The organism is Streptomyces katrae (genome assembly GCF_002028425.1).
Taxonomy (GTDB): Bacteria; Actinomycetota; Actinomycetes; order Streptomycetales; family Streptomycetaceae; genus Streptomyces; species Streptomyces katrae_A.
Window position 1 is genome coordinate 3,953,015 of the sequence record NZ_CP020042.1, and the last position, 18,019, is coordinate 3,971,033.

Genomic DNA, 18,019 nt, shown 5'->3' on the forward strand with positions numbered 1-18,019 from the left:
GCCCGTACGGGCATTGCGCCAGGTGGGCGAACCTGCCCCGGCAAACCCCTCATCCCGTGGCAATCGGTGGATAGGCTGGCAATCCGTGCCGTTCCTGGGCGCCGGCGGGCCCCCGGGCCCGCCGCCACGCCTGGGGGTGAGCTGTGTCTCCGGTCCACAATGCCGGTGTGCCGACGCTGATCGGCTCGGTACAGAGGGCGCTGCGGCTACTGGAAGCGGCGGCTTCCCATAGCGGGGGAGCCCCGGCGAAACAGCTGGCGCGCGAGGCCGGGCTCCCGCTCCCCACCGCGTACCACCTGCTGCGCACCCTGACGCACGAGGGTTATCTGCGCCGGGAGGGCGGGGTGTTCGTCCTCGGCGACGCGGCTGCCAGGCTGGGGCACGGGGGACTTCAGCAGAAACGTCGCAGCATGATCCTCGACTCGCTCGCGCACTTCCGCGACGTGGTCGGGGCCCCCGTCTACTTCGCGGTCTACCGCGAGGGTGAGATCGAGGTCGTGGGCGTCTCGGACACCCCGGCGAACCCGGCCTGTGAGGAATGGGCCGACTTCCGCGCCACCGCGCACGCGCACGCCATCGGGCAGTGCCTGCTGGGGCAGCTGGACGAGAAGACGCGCAGGGACTACTACGACCGTCACCCGGTCGAGGGCATCACGCCGTACACCGTGCGGGACATGCACGCGCTGGAGGAGCGGATCGGCTCCCTGGAGCGGATGCAGCCGGTGACCGAGCGTCAGGAGTACGCCCTGGGCACGGTGTGCGCGGCCATCCCGATCACGGCCGGCGACACCGCCGCGACCATGGCCATTTCTCTACCTGTTCACCAAGAGTCGCGCTTGCTCTCCGTAGTCGATCGACTACGGAGTGAAGTAGGCGCGCTGTTGAGCACCCTCTCCTTCTCTATCAGTATCTGAAAACTCACTCCTTGTGATCTGCTGGCGCTTCCACCACCCTTGTCAAGAGGGCCCTGGGGGATCATTCCTGGCCACTTCCACTACAGCGGGGTAGGCAATGCGCGAGTCGGTACAGGCAGAGGTCATGATGAGCTTCCTCGTTTCCGAGGAGCTCGCGTTCCGGATCCCGGTGGAACTCCGGTACGACGCCCGGGACCCCTACGCCGTACGCCTGACCTTCCACCTTCCCGGAGACGCCCCCGTGACCTGGGCGTTCGGCCGGGAACTGCTTCTCGACGGGATCAACGGGCCGTGCGGTGACGGCGATGTGCACATCGCCCCCACCGAACCGGGAGAGCTCTCGGACGTCCACATCCGCCTCCAGGTCGGCGGTGACCGGGCCCGGTTCCGGGCCGGCGCCGCTCCGCTCGTCGCGTTCCTCGACCGGACCGACCGGATCGTTCCGCTCGGGCAGGAGCGCAGCCTCGGCGACTTCGAGGAGACCCTGGACGAAGAACTCGGCAGGATCCTCGCCGAGGCGCAGCAGCAGAAGGAGCAGAACGCGGGCTGAGGGCCCCCTGCCTGCCAGGGGCCGTTCCCCGGGCCCTCAGCGCTTGCGCCGCCGGCCCCGGCCCCGGCGGGCCGGTGGCGCTTCCGGCACGGGAGCGGCCGCGTCAGGGCCGGGCCGGTCCGCGGACACCACCAGCGCCGCCAGCGCCGTGGTGACGGGGACGGAGGCCACGAGCCCGATCGAACCCACGAGGGTGCGTACGATCTCCTCCGCCACCAGCTCGCTGTTCGCCACGGTGCCCATGCTGCTGTTCGCGATGGAGAACAGCAGCAACAGGGGCAACGCGGCACCCGCGTAGGCCAGTACGAGGGTGTTGACCACGGACGCGATGTGGTCGCGCCCGATCCGGATGGCCGCCCGGTACAGCGCGCGCGGGCCCATCTTCGGGTCCGCCTGGTGGAGTTCCCAGACGGCCGAGGTCTGGGTGACCGTCACGTCGTCGAGGACGCCCAGCGATCCGATGATCACGCCCGCGAGCAGCAAACCGCTCATGTCGATGTCCGGGTAGAGCCCGTGGATCAGTCCGGTGTTGTCGTCCGTGTTCCCGCTGAGGAACGCCCAGTCGATGAACAGCGAGCCCAGCAGGCCGATCAGCAGCAGGGAGACCAGGGTGCCGAGGACGGCGACCGAGGTGCGCGCCGTCAGGCCGTGGCACATGTAGAGGGCGATCAGCATGATCGCGCTGGCCCCGACGACCGCGACGACCAGAGGGTTGGAGCCCTGGAGGATCGCAGGGAGGATGAACAGGGTCAGCACCCCGAAGCTGACCACGAGCGCGATGAGTGCGAACAGCCCGCGCATCCGGCCGACGACCACCACGGCGACCGCGAAGATGCCCGCGAGCAGGGTCATCGGGAACTTCCGGTTCAGGTCGATCACGGAGTACTGGAGGTCGCGCGGCGCGTCCGGCGCGTAGGCGACCACCACCTCCTGGCCCTTCGCGAGCTGCCGCGGCGCACCGGGCTGGACGATCTCGAAGAAGACGCGGCCCTTCTCCGGTCCGGTGCCCACCTCGACGGTCGCCCTCTTGCACGCACCGCCCGGCGCCGCTTGCGACGCGCCCCCGGGGGCGGCGGCGTTGCCGGAGGGGGGAACCTGCGCGGCGTTCACCGACTTGCAGTCGATGTCGGCGAGCGCGACCACCTTGCCCTGCTGCGTCTGGCGGTCGAAGCCCACTCCGGTCCGCTCGTGGGCGGGGGCGCCCCCGGGCCACAGCACCACCAGGCCGACGAAGACGGCGGCGGCGAAGGGGATCAGTACGGCGGAGATCACCCGGCGCAGGTGCTTGGAGACCGGGGCGGCGGGACCGTGCCCATGGGAATGCCCGTGGCCGTGGGAATGCCCGGGTGGGCTCCCGGCCGGATGCCCGTGGGAGGCGTGCTCGTGACCGGTGTGGCCACGGGGCTCTGTGGGCTCGTTGGGGGGCGGCGGCGAGGTCGTCACCGGCAGATCATCGCAAGAGATGAGGGGGCCCACTGTTCAGCACGCCACAGATGACGCTAGCGTGGGGGCTACTTTGCACAACGCGGGAGCTCGGAGCACCGGGCTGAGAGGGCGCTGATCACCGTACGCGCAGGAGATTGCGTACGGGAGGAGGCTGCGTCGACCGCCGAACCTGTTACCGGGTAATGCCGGCGTAGGGAGATCAGGTCTCATGACCATTCAGGATGCACGCACGCCTGCCGTCGGCGAGAACGCCGACGGCCAGACCGAGCGCCAGCCCGGCTGGCACAAGGGATACCTGCCGGGTTCCCGCCCCGACATCCGGGTGCCGGTCCGCCAGGTCCACCTCACCAACGGCAAGGACGTCACGCTCTACGACACGTCCGGTCCGTACACCGACCCGCAGATCGAGACGGACGTGCGCCGCGGCCTGCCGCCGCTGCGCGAGAACTGGATCATCGGCCGCGGCGACACCGAGGAGTACGCGGGCCGCCCCGTGCGCCCCGAGGACGACGGGATCAAGCACACCTCGCCGCGCGGCGGCCTCAAGAACCTCGACGCGGTCTTCCCCGGCCGCCCGCGCCTGCCGCGCCGCGGCCGCGGGGGCCAGGCCGTCACGCAGCTCGCGTACGCCCGCCGGGGGGAGATCACCCCGGAGATGGAGTACGTCGCGATCCGCGAGAACGTCTCCCCGGAGGTCGTCCGCGAGGAGATCGCCGCGGGCCGCGCGGTGCTCCCGGCCAACGTGAACCACCCGGAGATCGAGCCGATGATCATCGGCAAGCGGTTCCTGGTGAAGGTCAACGCCAACATCGGCAACTCCGCCGTCACCTCCTCCATCGAGGAGGAGGTCGACAAGATGACCTGGGCCACCAAGTGGGGCGCGGACACGGTCATGGACCTCTCGACCGGCCGCAACATCCACACCACGCGCGAGTGGGTCCTGCGCAACTCCCCCGTCCCGATCGGCACCGTGCCGCTCTACCAGGCGCTGGAGAAGGTCGACGGCCGGGCCGAAGACCTGACCTGGGAGATCTACAAGGACACGGTCATCGAGCAGGCCGAGCAGGGCGTCGACTACATGACGGTCCACGCCGGCGTGCTGCTGCCGTACGTGCCGCTGACCGCCCGCCGCAAGACCGGCATCGTCTCGCGCGGCGGCTCGATCATGGCCGCCTGGTGCCTGGCGCACCACAAGGAGAACTTCCTCTACACGAACTTCGAGGAGCTCTGCGAGATCCTCGCGGCGTACGACGTCACGTACTCGCTGGGCGACGGCCTGCGCCCCGGCTCCATCGCGGACGCCAATGACGCCGCACAGTTCGCGGAGCTGAAGACGCTGGGCGAGCTGAACACGATCGCCAAGCGGCACAACGTGCAGACGATGATCGAGGGCCCGGGCCACGTCCCGATGCACAAGATCAAGGAGAACATCGACCTCCAGCAGGAGATCTGCGAGGAGGCGCCGTTCTACACGCTCGGCCCGCTCACCACGGACGTGGCGCCTGCCTACGACCACATCACCTCCGGCATCGGCGCCGCGATGATCGCCTGGTGGGGCACCGCGATGCTCTGCTACGTGACGCCGAAGGAGCACCTGGGCCTGCCCAACCGCGACGACGTGAAGACCGGCGTCATCACGTACAAGATCGCGGCGCATGCGGCGGACCTGGCCAAGGGCCACCCGGGCGCCCAGGAGTGGGACGACGCCCTCTCGGACGCCCGGTTCGAGTTCCGCTGGGAGGACCAGTTCAACCTGGCCCTCGACCCGGACACGGCCCGCGAGTTCCATGACGAGACGCTTCCGGCCGAGCCGGCCAAGACCGCGCACTTCTGCTCCATGTGCGGTCCGAAGTTCTGCTCGATGAAGATCTCGCAGGACATCCGCCGTGAGCACGGCGGTGACCTGAAGGCCGAGGAGATCGAGGCGGGGATGGCGGAGAAGTCCGCCGAATTCGCCGCCTCGGGCAACCGCGTCTACCTGCCTCTGGCGGACTGACCCGGCCGGACGAGCCGTCCCGCGACCTCTTGGGGGAGTCGCGGGACGCATCTGCTGAGTCGCCGGGCCGTGGACTAGGCCGAAGTCGGCGATGTTTCACGTGAAACAGCCGGTTTCACGTGAAACACCGCCCGGCCCAGCTTCTTCCGAGCGAAGTCCAGGTTCCCCACGACGCGTTCGCGGTGCTCGTCGGGCAGCTTCCCCTCGCTCAGCAGGCGCTCGCAGCACTCCAGGGACTCGCGGTACTCGCCGACCCAGTACGCGGCGATGGCGAGTTCGTCGAGGGCGCGCCACTCGTGCCAGGCGTACTCCACGAACAGGATGTCCTTCGGGTAGGGGATCCGGGCGGCCTCCTTGGCGAACATGTAGGCCAGTGGCCATCGCTCCTCCACTCGGCAGAGACCCGCCAGATCTCCGATCGCCTCGGCGCGCGACGGGCGGCTCTCGAAGGCCCGCAGGTAGCGGTCCATCACCTCGGCAGAGGGCCGTCCCAGCCTCGCGGCGGCCCGTGCGGCGTAGACCCGCGCGAGGTAGGTCTCCTCGTAGAAGCCGACCATGGCCGCCCGGCGGTCGTAGGCGGCGAGGGACTTCTCCTGCTCGCCCGCGTCGCGCCAGCTCTGCCCGAGGTAGAACATGTAGCGGGCGTTCTCGGGCTCTTTGACCAGCCCCTGTTCGAGGACCGCCGCGTCGCGCAGGTACTTCTGACGCTGACCTTCCTCGCGGAGCCGGGCACCTCCGCCGATGCTGAGGATGTGGACGCCTTCGAGCGTTCCGAGGCTGTACTCGCCGCCGCAGTCGATGTACTCGTGGAGCACGCCGACATAACGCCAGGGCAGCCGGGTGGAGACGAGTGCCGCCCGGTAGTGGACGATCGGGCCGTCGTGCAGGGCGATCCGGTAGGCGTCGAGGGTCAGCTCCGGCATCCGGAACCCGGGTTCTGCCTCCATCGCGTCGTCGGCGTCGATGAACAGCAGGTAGTCGGCACTGTCGCGGGCGAGCTCGATGGCCTCGGTCCTGCTGCCGTCGAAGCCCTTCCACGGGCGTTCGTAGAGGGTGCCGGGGAGGTCCCCGAAGCAGTCCCGGATGACGTCCTGGGTGCCGTCGGTCGAGCCGGTGTCCACGATCACCCAGGTGTCGATCAGCGGGCGTACCGAATCGAGGCATTTCCGGATGGTGGGGGCCTCGTCCTTGACGATCATGTTCAGACAGACTTTTGGTCTCACGGGTCCCGTCCGCTGGTGTGGGCCGTACGTTCTCGCGGCCGGCCGGGTCGGCTGGATCGTCGGGGACTTTAGGGAGCGGGGGCAGCGTGCCGGGGGGCGGCACGCCGGGAAAGTCTGAGTTGGCCCGATTGGCGGCACGGGGTGAGCCGAGACGCCGACACGGTCCTCGCCCGGCGGTCGACGCGGACCGCCAGGCCGCCCGTCCGGACCGGACCGCTCCGGACCTCAGTCCGGCCGGTGCTCCGGGCCGCCGAAGTCCGGGCTGGTGAAGTCCGGGCTGGAGTAGCCGGGCCGCGCTCCCGGCGCGCCGTCGGACGGGCTGCTGAAGTCGGGCCGGGTGTATCCCAGCTGGGGGATGCGCCCGGCCCCCGGCGTACGGGGCACCGGGTAGCCCGTCCCGGCGGTGGGGTCGGCCAGCGCGTCGCGCAGGAACGGCATGATGCCCCGTTCCAGCAGCGCGTTGCGCCAGGCCTCCCGGGCCCGCGCGAGATCGTCGGGTATCGGCACGCTCTCCTCCGCGGCCACCTCGGTGGAGCTGTTGCGGAGGGCCGCCACGAGGAGCGAGACCACCGCGAAGACCAGGGCGACCACGGTGAGCCCGCCGAACAGCCAACCCGCCGTCAGCATCGTGCGTGCGAAGGCAGGTTCGGGATCGACGGCCTTCAGGCAGTAGCCCACCAGCAGGAAGATCAGCATGGCGGCGCCCGCCAGGACCGGTGCGAGGACGGCGACCACGGCACTCACGCCCGCGCCCCCGCCGTCGCCCTGGCCGTCGCCGTCCTCGGCGGTGTCCACGTCGGTGTTCGCGCGGCCCGACAGGGCCTCGTCGCGCAGTTCCTCCCGGACCTTCACGTAGTGGGTGTACTCGGCGGCAGCGGCGGCGGTCAGGAGTGCGATGGCGCTCAGGGCCATGGTGCGCAGCTGTTCGGCGTTCAGCCGTTCGCCGAGGGCGGCGAGCTCGGGCCGTTCGTCCGCCGTGCGCAGCGCCTCGTCGAGGAGCCGGTCGAATTCGGGTCGGTCTTCGGTGAGCAGGTGCGGACCGCTGGTCATGTGCATCCCCCGATGCTCCGTACGAGCCGGTTTGCCCGCGTAGAACCGGGCGCCGGCGCAGAACGGAGGAGAGCCTGCTACGGACAGGGCGATGGTAGAGCGCCCCGGCCATGGGGTGACAGGGACTTTCGGGAAATACCCCGCTCGGTGAACACTCAGTCGCGCAGCGGCAGTTGTTGGACCAGCAGTTTGCCCGCCATTGTCACGCCGCCGTCCATCGCGATGGCGAGCCCGTCCGCGTACACGTGCGGTCCGTCGACGGCTTCCGGCCCGTGTGCCTCGTCGCCGTCCTCGGTGCCCACCTCGCCGAGCAGGTACGGGATGGGGCTGTGGCCGTGGACTACGCGGCTGCCGCCGTAGGTGGCCAGCAGCCGGCGCACGGCCTGCGGGCCCGTCTCCTCGTCGCGGAAGGCGAAGCGCTTGGTGAACTTCCGGAACAGGTCCCAGGTGGTGTCGGCGTCGTTGCGGTTGAGAAGTTCGTGGATGGTGTCGTTGACGTCCTCGATGGAGTCGCCGTAGTCCAGGTACGCGGTGGTGTCGGAGTGCAGCAGCAGGTGCCCGTCCGCCAGGGTGGCCGCGTCCAGCCGGGACATCCACTGGAGGTGGACGTCCTCCAGGCGCTCCATGTCGGCGCGCTGGCCGCCGTTGAGCAGCCAGGCGGCCTGGAAGGTGGCGGTGCCGGCACCGGAGTTCACGGGGGTGTCGCCGAACCGCTTCGCGCCGATGAGCAGCAGCTCATGATTGCCCATCAGGGCCTTGCAGTAGCCCCCGGCCGCGGCGGCCTCGGCGGACAGCCGCATGACGAGGTCGATGACGCCGATGCCGTCGGGGCCGCGGTCGGTGAAGTCGCCGAGGAACCAGATCCGGGCGTTGCCGGCGGACCAGTGGCAGTCGGCGTCGATCAGGTTCTGCGCCTGGAGCTCGTGGATGAGCTCGTCGAGGTAGCCGTGCACGTCGCCCACGACGTAGAGGGGGCCGGGGCCGGCGCCCGGGGCCTCCTGCGGGACGTACTGGACCTGGACGGTGTCTCCGGGCCCGCCCGTCGCGCCGCGCCCGATCACGGGCAGGTCGCGCTGGGTGGGGGTGTAGCCGTCGAGGTCGTCCTCGGGGCCGGCGGCCGGGAACTCCGGGTGGGCGGCGTCGCCCGTGCGCTGCTGCGGAACGGCCTCCGGGGTGTAGTACGCGGGGTACTCGCCGTACACGGGCGTCTCCCCGGGCAGGCCGGCGGACACGGCGTACGGCGCGGGTTCGTTGACGGGCACCCGGAAGTCCCGCAGCGTGTCCGTCCGCATCGCGGGTCCCTGACCGGCCCCCTGAGTCATCGACCCCTCCACCACCGTCGCGCTGCCGTACATCTGCGGACCCTGCTCACCTCTGGGGCGGAGGGTCCGTGATGTCGTGCGCCCATCATAGGAATGCGGCTCGCGCTCTGTGACGCACCAGGGGTGGTGAATCCTGGGCGGAACCAAGCCTTCCTGCCGTTTTCACCCGATATAGGGGTTGTTGAAATCATCGGCGGGGCCGCCCGGCCCCGCCGATACGGCGGTCCGGTGGTCAGTCCTGGGACGGCGAGCGCGGGGGGCTGATGGTGGTCCGGGGGGTTCTGCGCTGCGAGGACGTACGGATGATCAGCTCGGTCGGGACGACCTGTTCGACGGGACGTCCGGTGTCGACCCCCTCGATCGCGTCGATCAGCAATTGCACGACGGCGGTACCGATGCGGCGCGGCTTGAGGGAGAGGGTGGTGATGGGCGGCTCGGTGTTCGCGTAGACGGTGGACTCGCTGCAGCAGACCAGGAGCAGGTCCTCGGGGACCCGCAGCCCGTAGCGCCGGGCGGCGGCGAGGAGGTCGGTGCCGTTCGGGTCGAAGAGTCCGTAGACGGCGTCGGGGCGGTCGGGCCGGGCCAGGAGCCGGTCGGCGGCGACGGCTCCGGCGCAGGGGTCGTGGGCGGGATAGGACTCGTACACCGGGTCCTGGCCGACGCGTTCGCACCAGCTGAGGTAGGCGGTCGTGGAGAGCCGGGTGTAGGTGTCCGTGGTGGTGCCGGTCAGCAGCCCGATACGGCGGGCCCCGGCGGCGGCGAGGTGGTCGAGCAGGCCCAGCACGGCGGCCTCGTGGTCGTTGTCGACCCAGGCGGTGACGGGGAGGGACCCGGCGGGCCGGCCGTCGGAGACCACGGGCAGGCCCTGGCGGACGAGCTCGCTGACCACCGGGTCGTGGTCCGAGGGGTCGATGACGACGGTGCCGTCCAGGGCCACGTTGGACCAGACGTCGTGCCGTGAGGTGGCCGGGAGGATGACGAGGGCGTAGCCGCGTGCGAGGGCGGCGGAGGTCGCGGCCCGCGCCATCTCGGCGAAGTAGGCGAATTCGGTGAAGGTGAAAGGTTCATCCCCGTACGTCGTCACGGTGAGGCCGATGAGGCCCGACTTTCCGGTGCGGAGGGTGCGGGCGGCGGCGGATGGCCGGTAGCCCAGCCGGTCGGCCACCTCGCGGACGTGGCGGCGGGTGGCGTCTGGCAGCCGCCCCTTGCCATTGAGCGCGTCGGAGACGGTTGTGATGGACACGCCCGCCGCGGCGGCCACGTCCCTGATGCCGGCGCGGCCCTGTCGGCCGCCGACCCGCCGGGTGGTCTCGGCCCGGCTCACGTGATGCTTCCCTGCTGCTGTCATGGCGAGCCGATAGTAGGGCTCGGAGGGCAGGGTGGTTCAGGTGCATATGCACGGGTTGACAGGCACGATTCTGCTTGGTTCGCCACCCCCAATGACCTTGGAATTGAAGGTATTTGGCGATGCGAGCCAAGGGTGGGGCCTGTCGGCGGGTACGAGCATGCCAAAACGCGGCGGCCCCGGGCCGTTCGCAACTCACCTGCACGAGGGACGCGCGCCACGGCGCGGGCCACCGGCGCACGCATATATGCGCGCGCTCCCCCTGTGTTCCTGGCGCCCGCCATTCTCGGATCGGCGGAATCCTCATAAGGTGAGCAGTATTGAGTCGACGGAGACGTCGACGGGACGGTCGAGGAGGACCTGCGGTGAGCGAGAAGAGCCCGAAGCTGCGCGCCGAGCTGGACGGCATCCCCACCTACAAGCCCGGCAAGCCCGCCGCGGAGGGCGGGGCCGTCGCTTTCAAGCTGTCCTCGAACGAGAACCCCTACCCGCCGCTGCCGGGGGTCCTGGAGACCGCGGTCGCGGCCGCCCACCGTTTCAACCGCTACCCGGACATGGCCTGCACGGGCCTGGTGAACGAGCTGGCGGAACGGTTCGGCGTGCCGGCCGAGCACATCGCCACGGGCACCGGCTCCGTGGGCGTGGCCCAGTCGCTGATCCAGTCGACGGCCGGCCCGGGTGACGAGGTCATGTACGCCTGGCGGTCCTTCGAGGCCTACCCGATCATCACGCAGATCTCGGGTGCGACGTCGGTGCAGGTCCCGCTGACCGACGGGGACGTCCACGACCTGGACGCGATGGCCGCGGCGATCACCGAGCGGACGCGGCTGATCTTCGTTTGCAATCCCAACAACCCGACCGGCACCGCGGTGCGCCGGGCCGAGCTGGAGCGGTTCCTGGACCGCGTGCCCTCCGACGTCCTGGTGGTGCTGGACGAGGCCTACCGGGAGTTCGTCCGCGACACCGACGTGCCGGACGGCATCGAGCTCTACCGCGACCGTCCCAACGTCGCCGTGCTGCGTACGTTCTCCAAGGCCTACGGCCTGGCCGGGCTGCGCGTGGGCTTCGCGGTGGCGCACGAGCCGGTCGCGGCGGCGCTGCGCAAGACGGCCGTGCCCTTCGGCGTCAGCCAGCTGGCCCAGGACGCGGCGGTCGCCTCGCTGCGCGCCGAGGACGAGCTGATGGGGCGCGTCGGGGCGCTCGTGTGCGAGCGCAACCGGGTGCACGAGACGCTGCTGGCCCAGGGCTGGACGGTCCCGGACACGCAGGCCAACTTCGTCTGGATGCGGCTGGGGGAGCGGACCGCCGAGTTCGCGGCGGCCTGCGAGAAGGCCGGTGTGGTGGTCCGGCCCTTCGCGGGCGAGGGCCTTCGGGTCACGATCGGTGAGACCGAGGCGAACGACCTCTTCCTGCACACGGCGGAGGCCTTCTTCAAGGAGCTGTAAGCCCCTGAGGAGCTGTGGTCGTCAGACCAGTTCCACACGGATGGGGTCGCCGTCGCGGACGGTGGCCAGGAGGCGGGGGTCGCCGTCGAACGAGCCGAGCACGTTGCAGGGGCTCGCCAGGCGGCTCTCGCCTCCGCGTGAGATGGGCGTGGGGCCGTAGGGCAGTGCGAGGGCGTCGCCCTCGGTCCAGAAGGCGACGGTGCCGGGCTCCACGACCTGCCGGGCGTCGTGCTCCAGAGCCACGGAGACGCCCGTGTCGAAGTAGACCTCCTCGCCCCAGGTGTTCGCGGAGGCGGAGATGGGGAGGGCCGTGGCCAGCGCCTTGCTGGTCGGGGTCTCGTCGAGGGTCGCCGTGAGCAGGCCCGCGGGCCATGAGATTCGAATCTGCATGGCCACATTCAACAATCTGTTGAATTTCTTGGCTAGGGGTCCGGGGCGGTGAAGCCCCCAAAGGGAACCCCCCTCGTTTCCGGCCGCAGCCTGTAGGACATAATGCTTGTGAATGTGAACGCGTTCACAAGCGTGTCCTGCTTCCTCCCGCTATGGGTGGAACCCGCCAGGCAGACTGCCCGCTGTGACCACGGCGACGACAAGGAGAAGACGACGTGGACCTAGCTTTGGCGCCTGAGACATTGGCGCGCTGGCAGTTCGGCATCACCACCGTCTACCACTTCCTCTTCGTTCCGCTCACGATCTCGCTCGCCGCGCTGACCGCCGGCCTGCAGACCGCCTGGGTGCGGACCGAGAAGGAGAAATACCTCAGGGCCACGAAGTTCTGGGGCAAGCTTTTCTTGATCAATATCGCGATGGGCGTGGTCACCGGCATCGTCCAGGAGTTCCAGTTCGGTATGAACTGGTCGGACTACTCGCGGTTCGTGGGCGACATCTTCGGGGCGCCGCTCGCCTTCGAAGCGCTGATCGCCTTCTTCTTCGAGTCGACCTTCATCGGCCTGTGGATCTTCGGCTGGGACAAGCTGCCGAAGAAGATCCACCTGGCCTGCATCTGGATGGTCTCCCTCGGCACCGTCCTGTCCGCGTACTTCATCCTCGCCGCGAACTCGTGGATGCAGCACCCGGTCGGCTACCGGATGAACGAGGAACGGGGCCGGGCCGAGCTCACCGACTTCTGGCGCGTCCTCACCCAGGACACCGCGCTAACCCAGTTCTTCCACACCATCACGGCCGCCTTCCTGGTCGGCGGCGCCTTCATGGTCGGCATCTCCGCCTTCCACCTCGCGCGCAAGAAGCACATCCCCGTGATGCGCAGCTCGCTGCGGGTCGGCCTGGTCGTCATGATCATCGCCGGTATGGGCACCGCCATCAGCGGCGACATGCTCGGCAAGGTGATGTTCAAGCAGCAGCCCATGAAGATGGCCGCCGCCGAGGCCCTGTGGGACGGCGAGGCCCCCGCGCCCTTCTCCGTCTTCGCCTACGGCGACGTCGACAAGGGCCACAACAAGGTGGCCATAGAGATCCCGGGCGTGCTCTCGTTCCTCGCGAACAGCGACTTCGACTCCTTCGTCCCGGGCATCAACGACGTCAACAAGGCCGAACAGGAGAAGTTCGGCCCCGGTGACTACCGGCCCAACATCCCCGTCGCCTACTGGGGCTTCCGCTGGATGATCGGCTTCGGCATGGCCTCCCTCGGCATCGGCGTGCTGGGGCTGTGGCTGACCCGCAAGCGCTTCCTGCTGCCGCCCGGGCTGCGCACCGGAGAGGACGAGGTTCCCCATCTCGTCCTCTTCAAGAAGGCGCTCAGCCCGCGGTTCGCGCAGCTGTACTGGCTCGTCGCGCTCTGGACCATGTGCTTCCCGCTGCTCGCCAACTCCTGGGGCTGGATCTTCACCGAGATGGGCCGTCAGCCGTGGGTGGTCTACGGAGTGCTGCGCACCAGGGACGCCGTCTCGCCGAACGTCTCGCAGGGCGAGGTGCTCACCTCGATGATCGGCTTCACTGCGCTCTACGCCGTCCTCGCCGTGATCGAGGTCAGGCTGCTCGTGAAGTACGTCAAGGCCGGCCCGCCCGAGCTGACGGAGGCCGACCTCAACCCGCCGGCCCGGATCGGCGGGGACGACCAGAACGCCGACCGGCCGATGGCCTTCTCGTACTGAGGCAGGAAGGAGCACACCATGCAGCTTCACGACGTCTGGTTCGTACTCATCGCCGTCCTGTGGACCGGCTACTTCTTCCTGGAGGGCTTCGACTTCGGCATCGGCGTACTCACCAAGCTCCTGGCGCGCGACCGCGCCGAGAAGCGGGTCCTGATCAACACGATCGGCCCCGTCTGGGACGGCAACGAGGTCTGGCTGCTCACCGCGGGCGGTGCCACCTTCGCGGCCTTCCCCGAGTGGTACGCCACGCTCTTCTCCGGCTTCTACCTGCCGCTGCTGCTCATCCTCGTCTGCCTGATCATCCGCGGCGTCGCCTTCGAGTACCGGCACAAGCGGTCCGAGGACAGATGGCAGACCAACTGGGAACACGCCATCTTCTGGGCCTCGCTGATCCCCGCCTTCCTGTGGGGGGTGGCCTTCGCCAACATGGTGCGCGGTGTGAAGATCGACCAGCACATGGAGTACGTCGGAAACCTCTTCGACCTGCTCAACGTGTACTCGCTCCTGGGCGGGCTGGTCACCCTCACGCTGTTCACCTTCCACGGTGCGGTGTTCGCCTCGCTCAAGACCGTCGGTGACATCCGGGACCGCTCGCGCGCACTGGCCACCCGGCTGGGTGTGGTGACGGCCGTACTGGCCCTGGCCTTCCTCATCTGGACCCAGGTCTCGCGCGGCGACGGCCGCAGCCTGATCGCCATGGCCGTCGCCGTGATCGCGCTGGCCGCCGCGCTCGGCTGCAACCTGGCGGGCCGTGAAGGCTGGTCGTTCGCCCTGTCCGGGATCACCATCGCGGCGGCGGTCGCGATGCTCTTCCTGACGCTGTTCCCGAACGTCATGCCGTCCTCGCTGGACGACGCATGGAGCCTCACGGTCACCAACGCCTCGTCCACCCCGTACACCCTGAAGATCATGACCTGGTGCGCCGGTGTGGCGGCCCCGCTGGTGATGCTCTACCAGGGCTGGACGTACTGGGTGTTCCGCAAGCGGATCGGTACGCAGCACATCGCCGACGCGCACTGATCCGCGCGCGTCACCCCGCCCGACCCTGCCGAGGGGATGTTTCACGTGAAACCGATCGACCCGCGCCTGCTCCGGTACGCCCGTTCCACCCGCCTCTTCCTGGGGGCGGTGGTGGCCCTCGGGCTCGCCGGGGCGGGGCTGGTCGTCGGCCAGGCGATGCTGATCGCCGAGATCGTGGTCGGCGCCTTCGAGCGGGGACTCGACGCCGGGGCGCTCCGGTCGCCACTGCTGCTGCTCGCGGCGGTGGCGCTCGGGCGCGCCCTGGTCGCCTGGCTCACCGAACTGGCCGCACACCGGGCCGGCGCGGCGGTGAAGTCGGAGCTGCGCGGCCGGCTCCTGGACCGGGCAGCCGATCTGGGGCCCGGCTGGCTCGGCGGCCAGCGGACCGGCTCCCTGGTGTCCCTGGCCACCCGGGGAGTGGACGCGCTCGACGACTACTTCTCCCGCTACCTCCCCCAGTTGGGGCTCGCGGTGGTGGTGCCGGCGGCGGTCCTCGCCCGGATCGTCACCGAGGACTGGGTCTCCGCGGCCATCATCGTCGTCACCCTGCCGCTGATTCCGCTGTTCATGATCCTCATCGGCATGGCCACCCAGAGCCGGATGGACCGCCAGTGGCGGCTCCTGTCCCGGCTGTCGGGGCACTTCCTCGACGTGGTGGCGGGGCTCCCGACGCTCAAGGTCTTCGGCCGGGCCAAGGCGCAGGCCGAATCGATCCGCAGGATCACCGACGACTACCGCCAGGCCACGATGCGCACGCTGCGCATCGCCTTCCTGTCCTCCTTCGCCCTCGAACTGCTCGCCACCCTGTCGGTGGCCCTGGTCGCGGTGACCATCGGCATGCGGCTCGTGCACGGCGAACTCGACCTGTACACGGGCCTCGTCATCCTGATCCTCGCGCCGGAGGCCTATCTGCCCCTGCGCCAGGTCGGCGCCCAGTACCACGCGGCCGCCGAGGGACTGGCCGCGGCCGAGGAGATCTTCACCGTCCTCGAGACCCCGGCCCCCCGGGCCGGCGCCGGCGCTCCGGTTCCGGCCGGCGGGCCGGTCATCCAGCTCGACGCGGTCGAGGTCCGCCACGAGGGGCGCGCCGCCTCCTCCCCCGGTCCGGTGTCCCTCGTCGTCGGGCCGGGCGAGTGCGTGGCGCTCACCGGCCCGAGCGGGGCGGGCAAGTCCACCCTCCTGAACGTGCTGCTCGGGTTCGTCGCACCGACGTCCGGGCGGGTACGGGTCGACGGCACCGACCTGGCCGGGCTCTCCCTCGAACAGTGGCGGGAGCAGATCGCCTGGGTGCCGCAGCGACCGCACCTGTTCGCCGGAACCATCGCCGAGAACGTCCGCCTGGCCCGGTCCGGGGCCGACGACGCCGCGGTGGAAGCGGCGCTGCGTGACGCAGGGGCCTGGGAGTTCGTCTCCGCCCTGCCGCGCGGGACGCAGACCCTGCTCGGCGAGGGCGGCGCCGGCCTGTCCGCCGGACAGCGCCAGCGGCTGGCCCTGGCGCGGGCCTTTCTCGCCGACCGGCCGGTGCTGCTGCTGGACGAGCCGACCGCGGCACTGGACGGGGAGACCGAAGCCGCCGTCGTGGAGGCCGTACGACGTCTCACGGCCGGGCGGACCGTGCTCCTCGTGGTGCACCGCCCGGCACTGCTGGCCGTCGCCGACCGGGTGGTGGCGGTGGGCGAGGGCGCCACGGACGGTACCGCGGAGGGCGCGCTCGCGGTGCCGGCCACCGCGGCCGCCCCGCGCACCCCGGCGGAAGCGTCCGACCCCGGGGAGTGGATCCTCGGGACCGCGCGGGAGCGGACCGGCGGCGGGAACGCGGACTCGGGCGGCGGCGACCCGCTGCGCCGGGTGCGGGCCGTGGCCGCCGCCTGGCAGGGCCGGTTCCGGCTGGGCCTGCTGCTCGGAGCGCTGGCCGTCGGGTGCAGCGTCGGGTTGATGGCCGTGTCCGGGTGGCTGATCTCCCGGGCCTCCGAGCAGCCGCCCGTGCTCTACCTGATGGTGGCCGTGACGGCGACCCGCGCCTTCGGGCTCGGGCGGGCCGTCTTCCGCTACGCCGAGCGTCTGGTGTCGCACGACGCCGTCCTGCGGATGCTCGCCGACCTCAGGGTCGCGGTCTACCGGAGGCTGGAGCGGATCGCGCCCGCCGGACTGCGCGAACAGCGGCGCGGGGACCTGCTCTCCCGGCTGGTGGCCGACGCCGACGCACTCCAGGACTACTGGCTGCGCTGGCTGCTGCCGGTGGGCACCGCGGTCCTCGTCGGTACCGGATCGGTGGCGTTCACGGCCTGGCTGCTGCCGGGGGCGGGCATGGTGCTCGGCGTGGGGCTGCTGGTGGCCGGTGTCGGGGTTCCGCTGGTCAGCGGGGCCTGCGCGCGCGGTGCGGAGCGGCGGCTCGCACCCGCCCGGGGCGAGCTCGCCACCCGGGTGGCCGACCTCTTGACGGGTACCGCGGAACTCACCGTCGCCGGCGCCCTCGCCGAGCGGAAGGCCCGGGCGCGGGACGCGGACGGGGCGCTCACCCGGATCGCCTCGCGCGGGGCCGCGGCCGCCGGACTGGGCGGCGGGCTGTCCGCCCTGGTGTGCGGGCTCACCGTGGTGTGTGCCGCGTTCGCCGGTGCGGGCGCCGTGGCGGACGGACGGCTGTCCGGCGTGGCCATGGCGGTGGTGGTACTGACCCCGCTCGCCGCGTTCGAGGCGGTCGCCGGGCTTCCGCTGGCCGTCCAGTACCGGCAGCGGGTGCGGCGCAGCGCCGAGCGGGTCTACGAGGTCATCGATGCGCCCGAGCCCGTCGTCGAACCGGCCGAGCCGCGGGAACTGCCCTCTTCGCCGTTCCCGCTGCGGCTGACGGGGCTCGCCGCCCGCCACGGCGGCCAGGAACGGGACGCCCTGCACGGCCTGGACCTGACCCTGGAGGCCGGCCGGCGCATCGCGGTCATCGGGCCCTCGGGCTCGGGCAAGACCACGCTGGCCCAGGTCCTGATGCGGTTCCTGGATCCGAGCGACGGCTCGTACACCCTGGGCGGGGCGGACGCGCGCGCCCTCGACGGCGACGGCGTACGCCGCTTCGTGGGGCTGTGCGCCCAGGACGCCCATATCTTCGACAGCTCGGTACGCGAGAACCTGCGCCTCGCCCGCACCGGCGCGAGCGAGGCACACCTGCGGGAGGCGCTCGCCGCGGCCCGGCTGCTGGAATGGGCCGACGGGCTTCCGGACGGGCTCGACACCCTGGTCGGCGAGCACGGGCAGCGGCTCTCGGGCGGCCAGCGCCAGCGCCTCGCCCTGGCCCGGGCCCTGCTCGCGGACTTCCCGGTCCTCGTCCTGGACGAGCCGGCCGAGCACCTGGACCTGGCGACCGCGGACGCCCTGACGGCGGACCTGCTGGCGGCGACCGAAGGCCGGGCCACCGTGCTGATCACCCACCGGCTCGCCGGGCTGGCGGCGGTCGACGAGGTCCTCGTGCTGGACCGGGGAGCGGTCGTGCAGCGAGGGGCGTACGCGGAGCTGGCACAGGTCGAGGGTCCGCTGCGGAACCTGCTGGAGCGCGAGCGGCGGGCAGGTGCGATTCCGGCCGACTGTACGAGCTGACTTTCCCTCCTA

At 70.7% G+C, this 18,019-nt stretch carries 13 protein-coding genes and 1 riboswitch; of the genes, 7 read left to right on the forward strand and 6 right to left on the reverse strand.

What is annotated here, in order from left to right; all coding sequences use genetic code 11:
• Positions 1-167: 167 nt before the first annotated feature.
• Positions 168-914 carry an IclR family transcriptional regulator gene (locus tag B4U46_RS17980; protein WP_079428678.1) on the forward strand — a complete coding sequence of 249 codons (747 nt, stop codon included), beginning with the start codon at positions 168-170 and terminating at the stop codon, positions 912-914.
• Positions 915-1,011: 97 nt separating this feature from the next.
• Positions 1,012-1,464: an SsgA family sporulation/cell division regulator gene (locus tag B4U46_RS17985; protein WP_079428680.1), complete on the forward strand. Its 453-nt coding sequence runs from the start codon at positions 1,012-1,014 to the stop codon at positions 1,462-1,464.
• A gap of 36 nt (positions 1,465-1,500) precedes the next feature.
• On the opposite strand, the gene B4U46_RS17990 is transcribed toward B4U46_RS17985, so the two are convergent.
• The gene (locus B4U46_RS17990) at positions 1,501-2,940 is read right to left on the reverse strand and encodes a YibE/F family protein (protein ID WP_079428682.1); all 1,440 of its coding nucleotides are present in this window, start codon (positions 2,938-2,940) and stop codon (positions 1,501-1,503) included.
• 39 nt (positions 2,941-2,979) lie between these two features.
• Positions 2,980-3,124: riboswitch (TPP riboswitch) on the forward strand.
• Between B4U46_RS17990 and thiC the strand changes: the two genes are divergently transcribed.
• Positions 3,119-4,906, forward strand: coding sequence for a phosphomethylpyrimidine synthase ThiC (thiC, locus tag B4U46_RS17995; RefSeq protein ID WP_079428684.1), 1,788 nt, complete (start codon positions 3,119-3,121; stop codon positions 4,904-4,906). It overlaps the preceding riboswitch by 6 nt.
• A 74-nt stretch (positions 4,907-4,980) precedes the next feature.
• Here thiC and B4U46_RS18000 read toward each other — a convergent pair whose 3' ends face one another.
• From B4U46_RS18000 to B4U46_RS18015, 4 genes are all read right to left on the reverse strand, one after another.
• On the reverse strand, positions 4,981-6,105 hold the full coding sequence (locus tag B4U46_RS18000; RefSeq protein WP_079428686.1) for a glycosyltransferase: 1,125 nt from the start codon (positions 6,103-6,105) through the stop codon (positions 4,981-4,983).
• A gap of 249 nt (positions 6,106-6,354) precedes the next feature.
• Entirely contained in the window at positions 6,355-7,185 is an 831-nt protein-coding gene (locus B4U46_RS18005; protein ID WP_079428688.1) for a hypothetical protein, read from the reverse strand.
• 149 nt (positions 7,186-7,334) lie between these two features.
• Positions 7,335-8,516 carry a metallophosphoesterase gene (locus B4U46_RS18010; protein WP_079431835.1) on the reverse strand — a complete coding sequence of 394 codons (1,182 nt, stop codon included), beginning with the start codon at positions 8,514-8,516 and terminating at the stop codon, positions 7,335-7,337.
• Between the two features lie 217 nt (positions 8,517-8,733).
• Positions 8,734-9,849: a LacI family DNA-binding transcriptional regulator gene (locus tag B4U46_RS18015; RefSeq protein ID WP_079428690.1), complete on the reverse strand. Its 1,116-nt coding sequence runs from the start codon at positions 9,847-9,849 to the stop codon at positions 8,734-8,736.
• Positions 9,850-10,211: 362 nt separating this feature from the next.
• On the opposite strand from B4U46_RS18015, the gene hisC reads away from it, so the two are divergent.
• Positions 10,212-11,291, forward strand: a complete 1,080-nt coding sequence (gene hisC, locus B4U46_RS18020) for a histidinol-phosphate transaminase (protein ID WP_079428692.1) — start codon at positions 10,212-10,214, stop codon at positions 11,289-11,291.
• 21 nt (positions 11,292-11,312) lie between these two features.
• Here the strand turns inward: hisC and B4U46_RS18025 are convergent, their stop codons facing one another.
• Positions 11,313-11,681, reverse strand: coding sequence for a cyclophilin-like fold protein (locus B4U46_RS18025; RefSeq protein WP_079428694.1), 369 nt, complete (start codon positions 11,679-11,681; stop codon positions 11,313-11,315).
• Positions 11,682-11,896: 215 nt separating this feature from the next.
• Between B4U46_RS18025 and B4U46_RS18030 the strand changes: the two genes are divergently transcribed.
• Genes B4U46_RS18030 through cydD form a run of 3 tightly spaced genes read left to right on the forward strand, consistent with a single transcriptional unit; the run spans position 11,897 to position 18,007 of the window.
• The gene (locus B4U46_RS18030) at positions 11,897-13,402 is read left to right on the forward strand and encodes a cytochrome ubiquinol oxidase subunit I (protein ID WP_079428696.1); all 1,506 of its coding nucleotides are present in this window, start codon (positions 11,897-11,899) and stop codon (positions 13,400-13,402) included.
• A gap of 18 nt (positions 13,403-13,420) precedes the next feature.
• Positions 13,421-14,422: a cytochrome d ubiquinol oxidase subunit II gene (cydB, locus tag B4U46_RS18035; protein ID WP_079428698.1), complete on the forward strand. Its 1,002-nt coding sequence runs from the start codon at positions 13,421-13,423 to the stop codon at positions 14,420-14,422.
• A gap of 45 nt (positions 14,423-14,467) precedes the next feature.
• Positions 14,468-18,007, forward strand: coding sequence for a thiol reductant ABC exporter subunit CydD (cydD, locus tag B4U46_RS18040; protein WP_079428700.1), 3,540 nt, complete (start codon positions 14,468-14,470; stop codon positions 18,005-18,007).
• Positions 18,008-18,019 lie beyond the last annotated feature (12 nt).

Bases quoted from the DNA above. Each gene is read 5' to 3' on its own strand.
- B4U46_RS17985 (WP_079428680.1), top strand. From the start codon at position 1,012: ATGCGCGAGTCGGTACAGGCAGAGGTCATGATGAGCTTCCTCGTTTCC.
- thiC (WP_079428684.1), top strand. From the start codon at position 3,119: ATGACCATTCAGGATGCACGCACGCCTGCCGTCGGCGAGAACGCCGAC.
- B4U46_RS18000 (WP_079428686.1), bottom strand. From the start codon at position 6,105: ATGATCGTCAAGGACGAGGCCCCCACCATCCGGAAATGCCTCGATTCG.
- B4U46_RS18005 (WP_079428688.1), bottom strand. From the start codon at position 7,185: ATGCACATGACCAGCGGTCCGCACCTGCTCACCGAAGACCGACCCGAA.
- B4U46_RS18015 (WP_079428690.1), bottom strand. From the start codon at position 9,849: ATGACAGCAGCAGGGAAGCATCACGTGAGCCGGGCCGAGACCACCCGG.
- B4U46_RS18025 (WP_079428694.1), bottom strand. From the start codon at position 11,681: ATGCAGATTCGAATCTCATGGCCCGCGGGCCTGCTCACGGCGACCCTC.
- cydB (WP_079428698.1), top strand. From the start codon at position 13,421: ATGCAGCTTCACGACGTCTGGTTCGTACTCATCGCCGTCCTGTGGACC.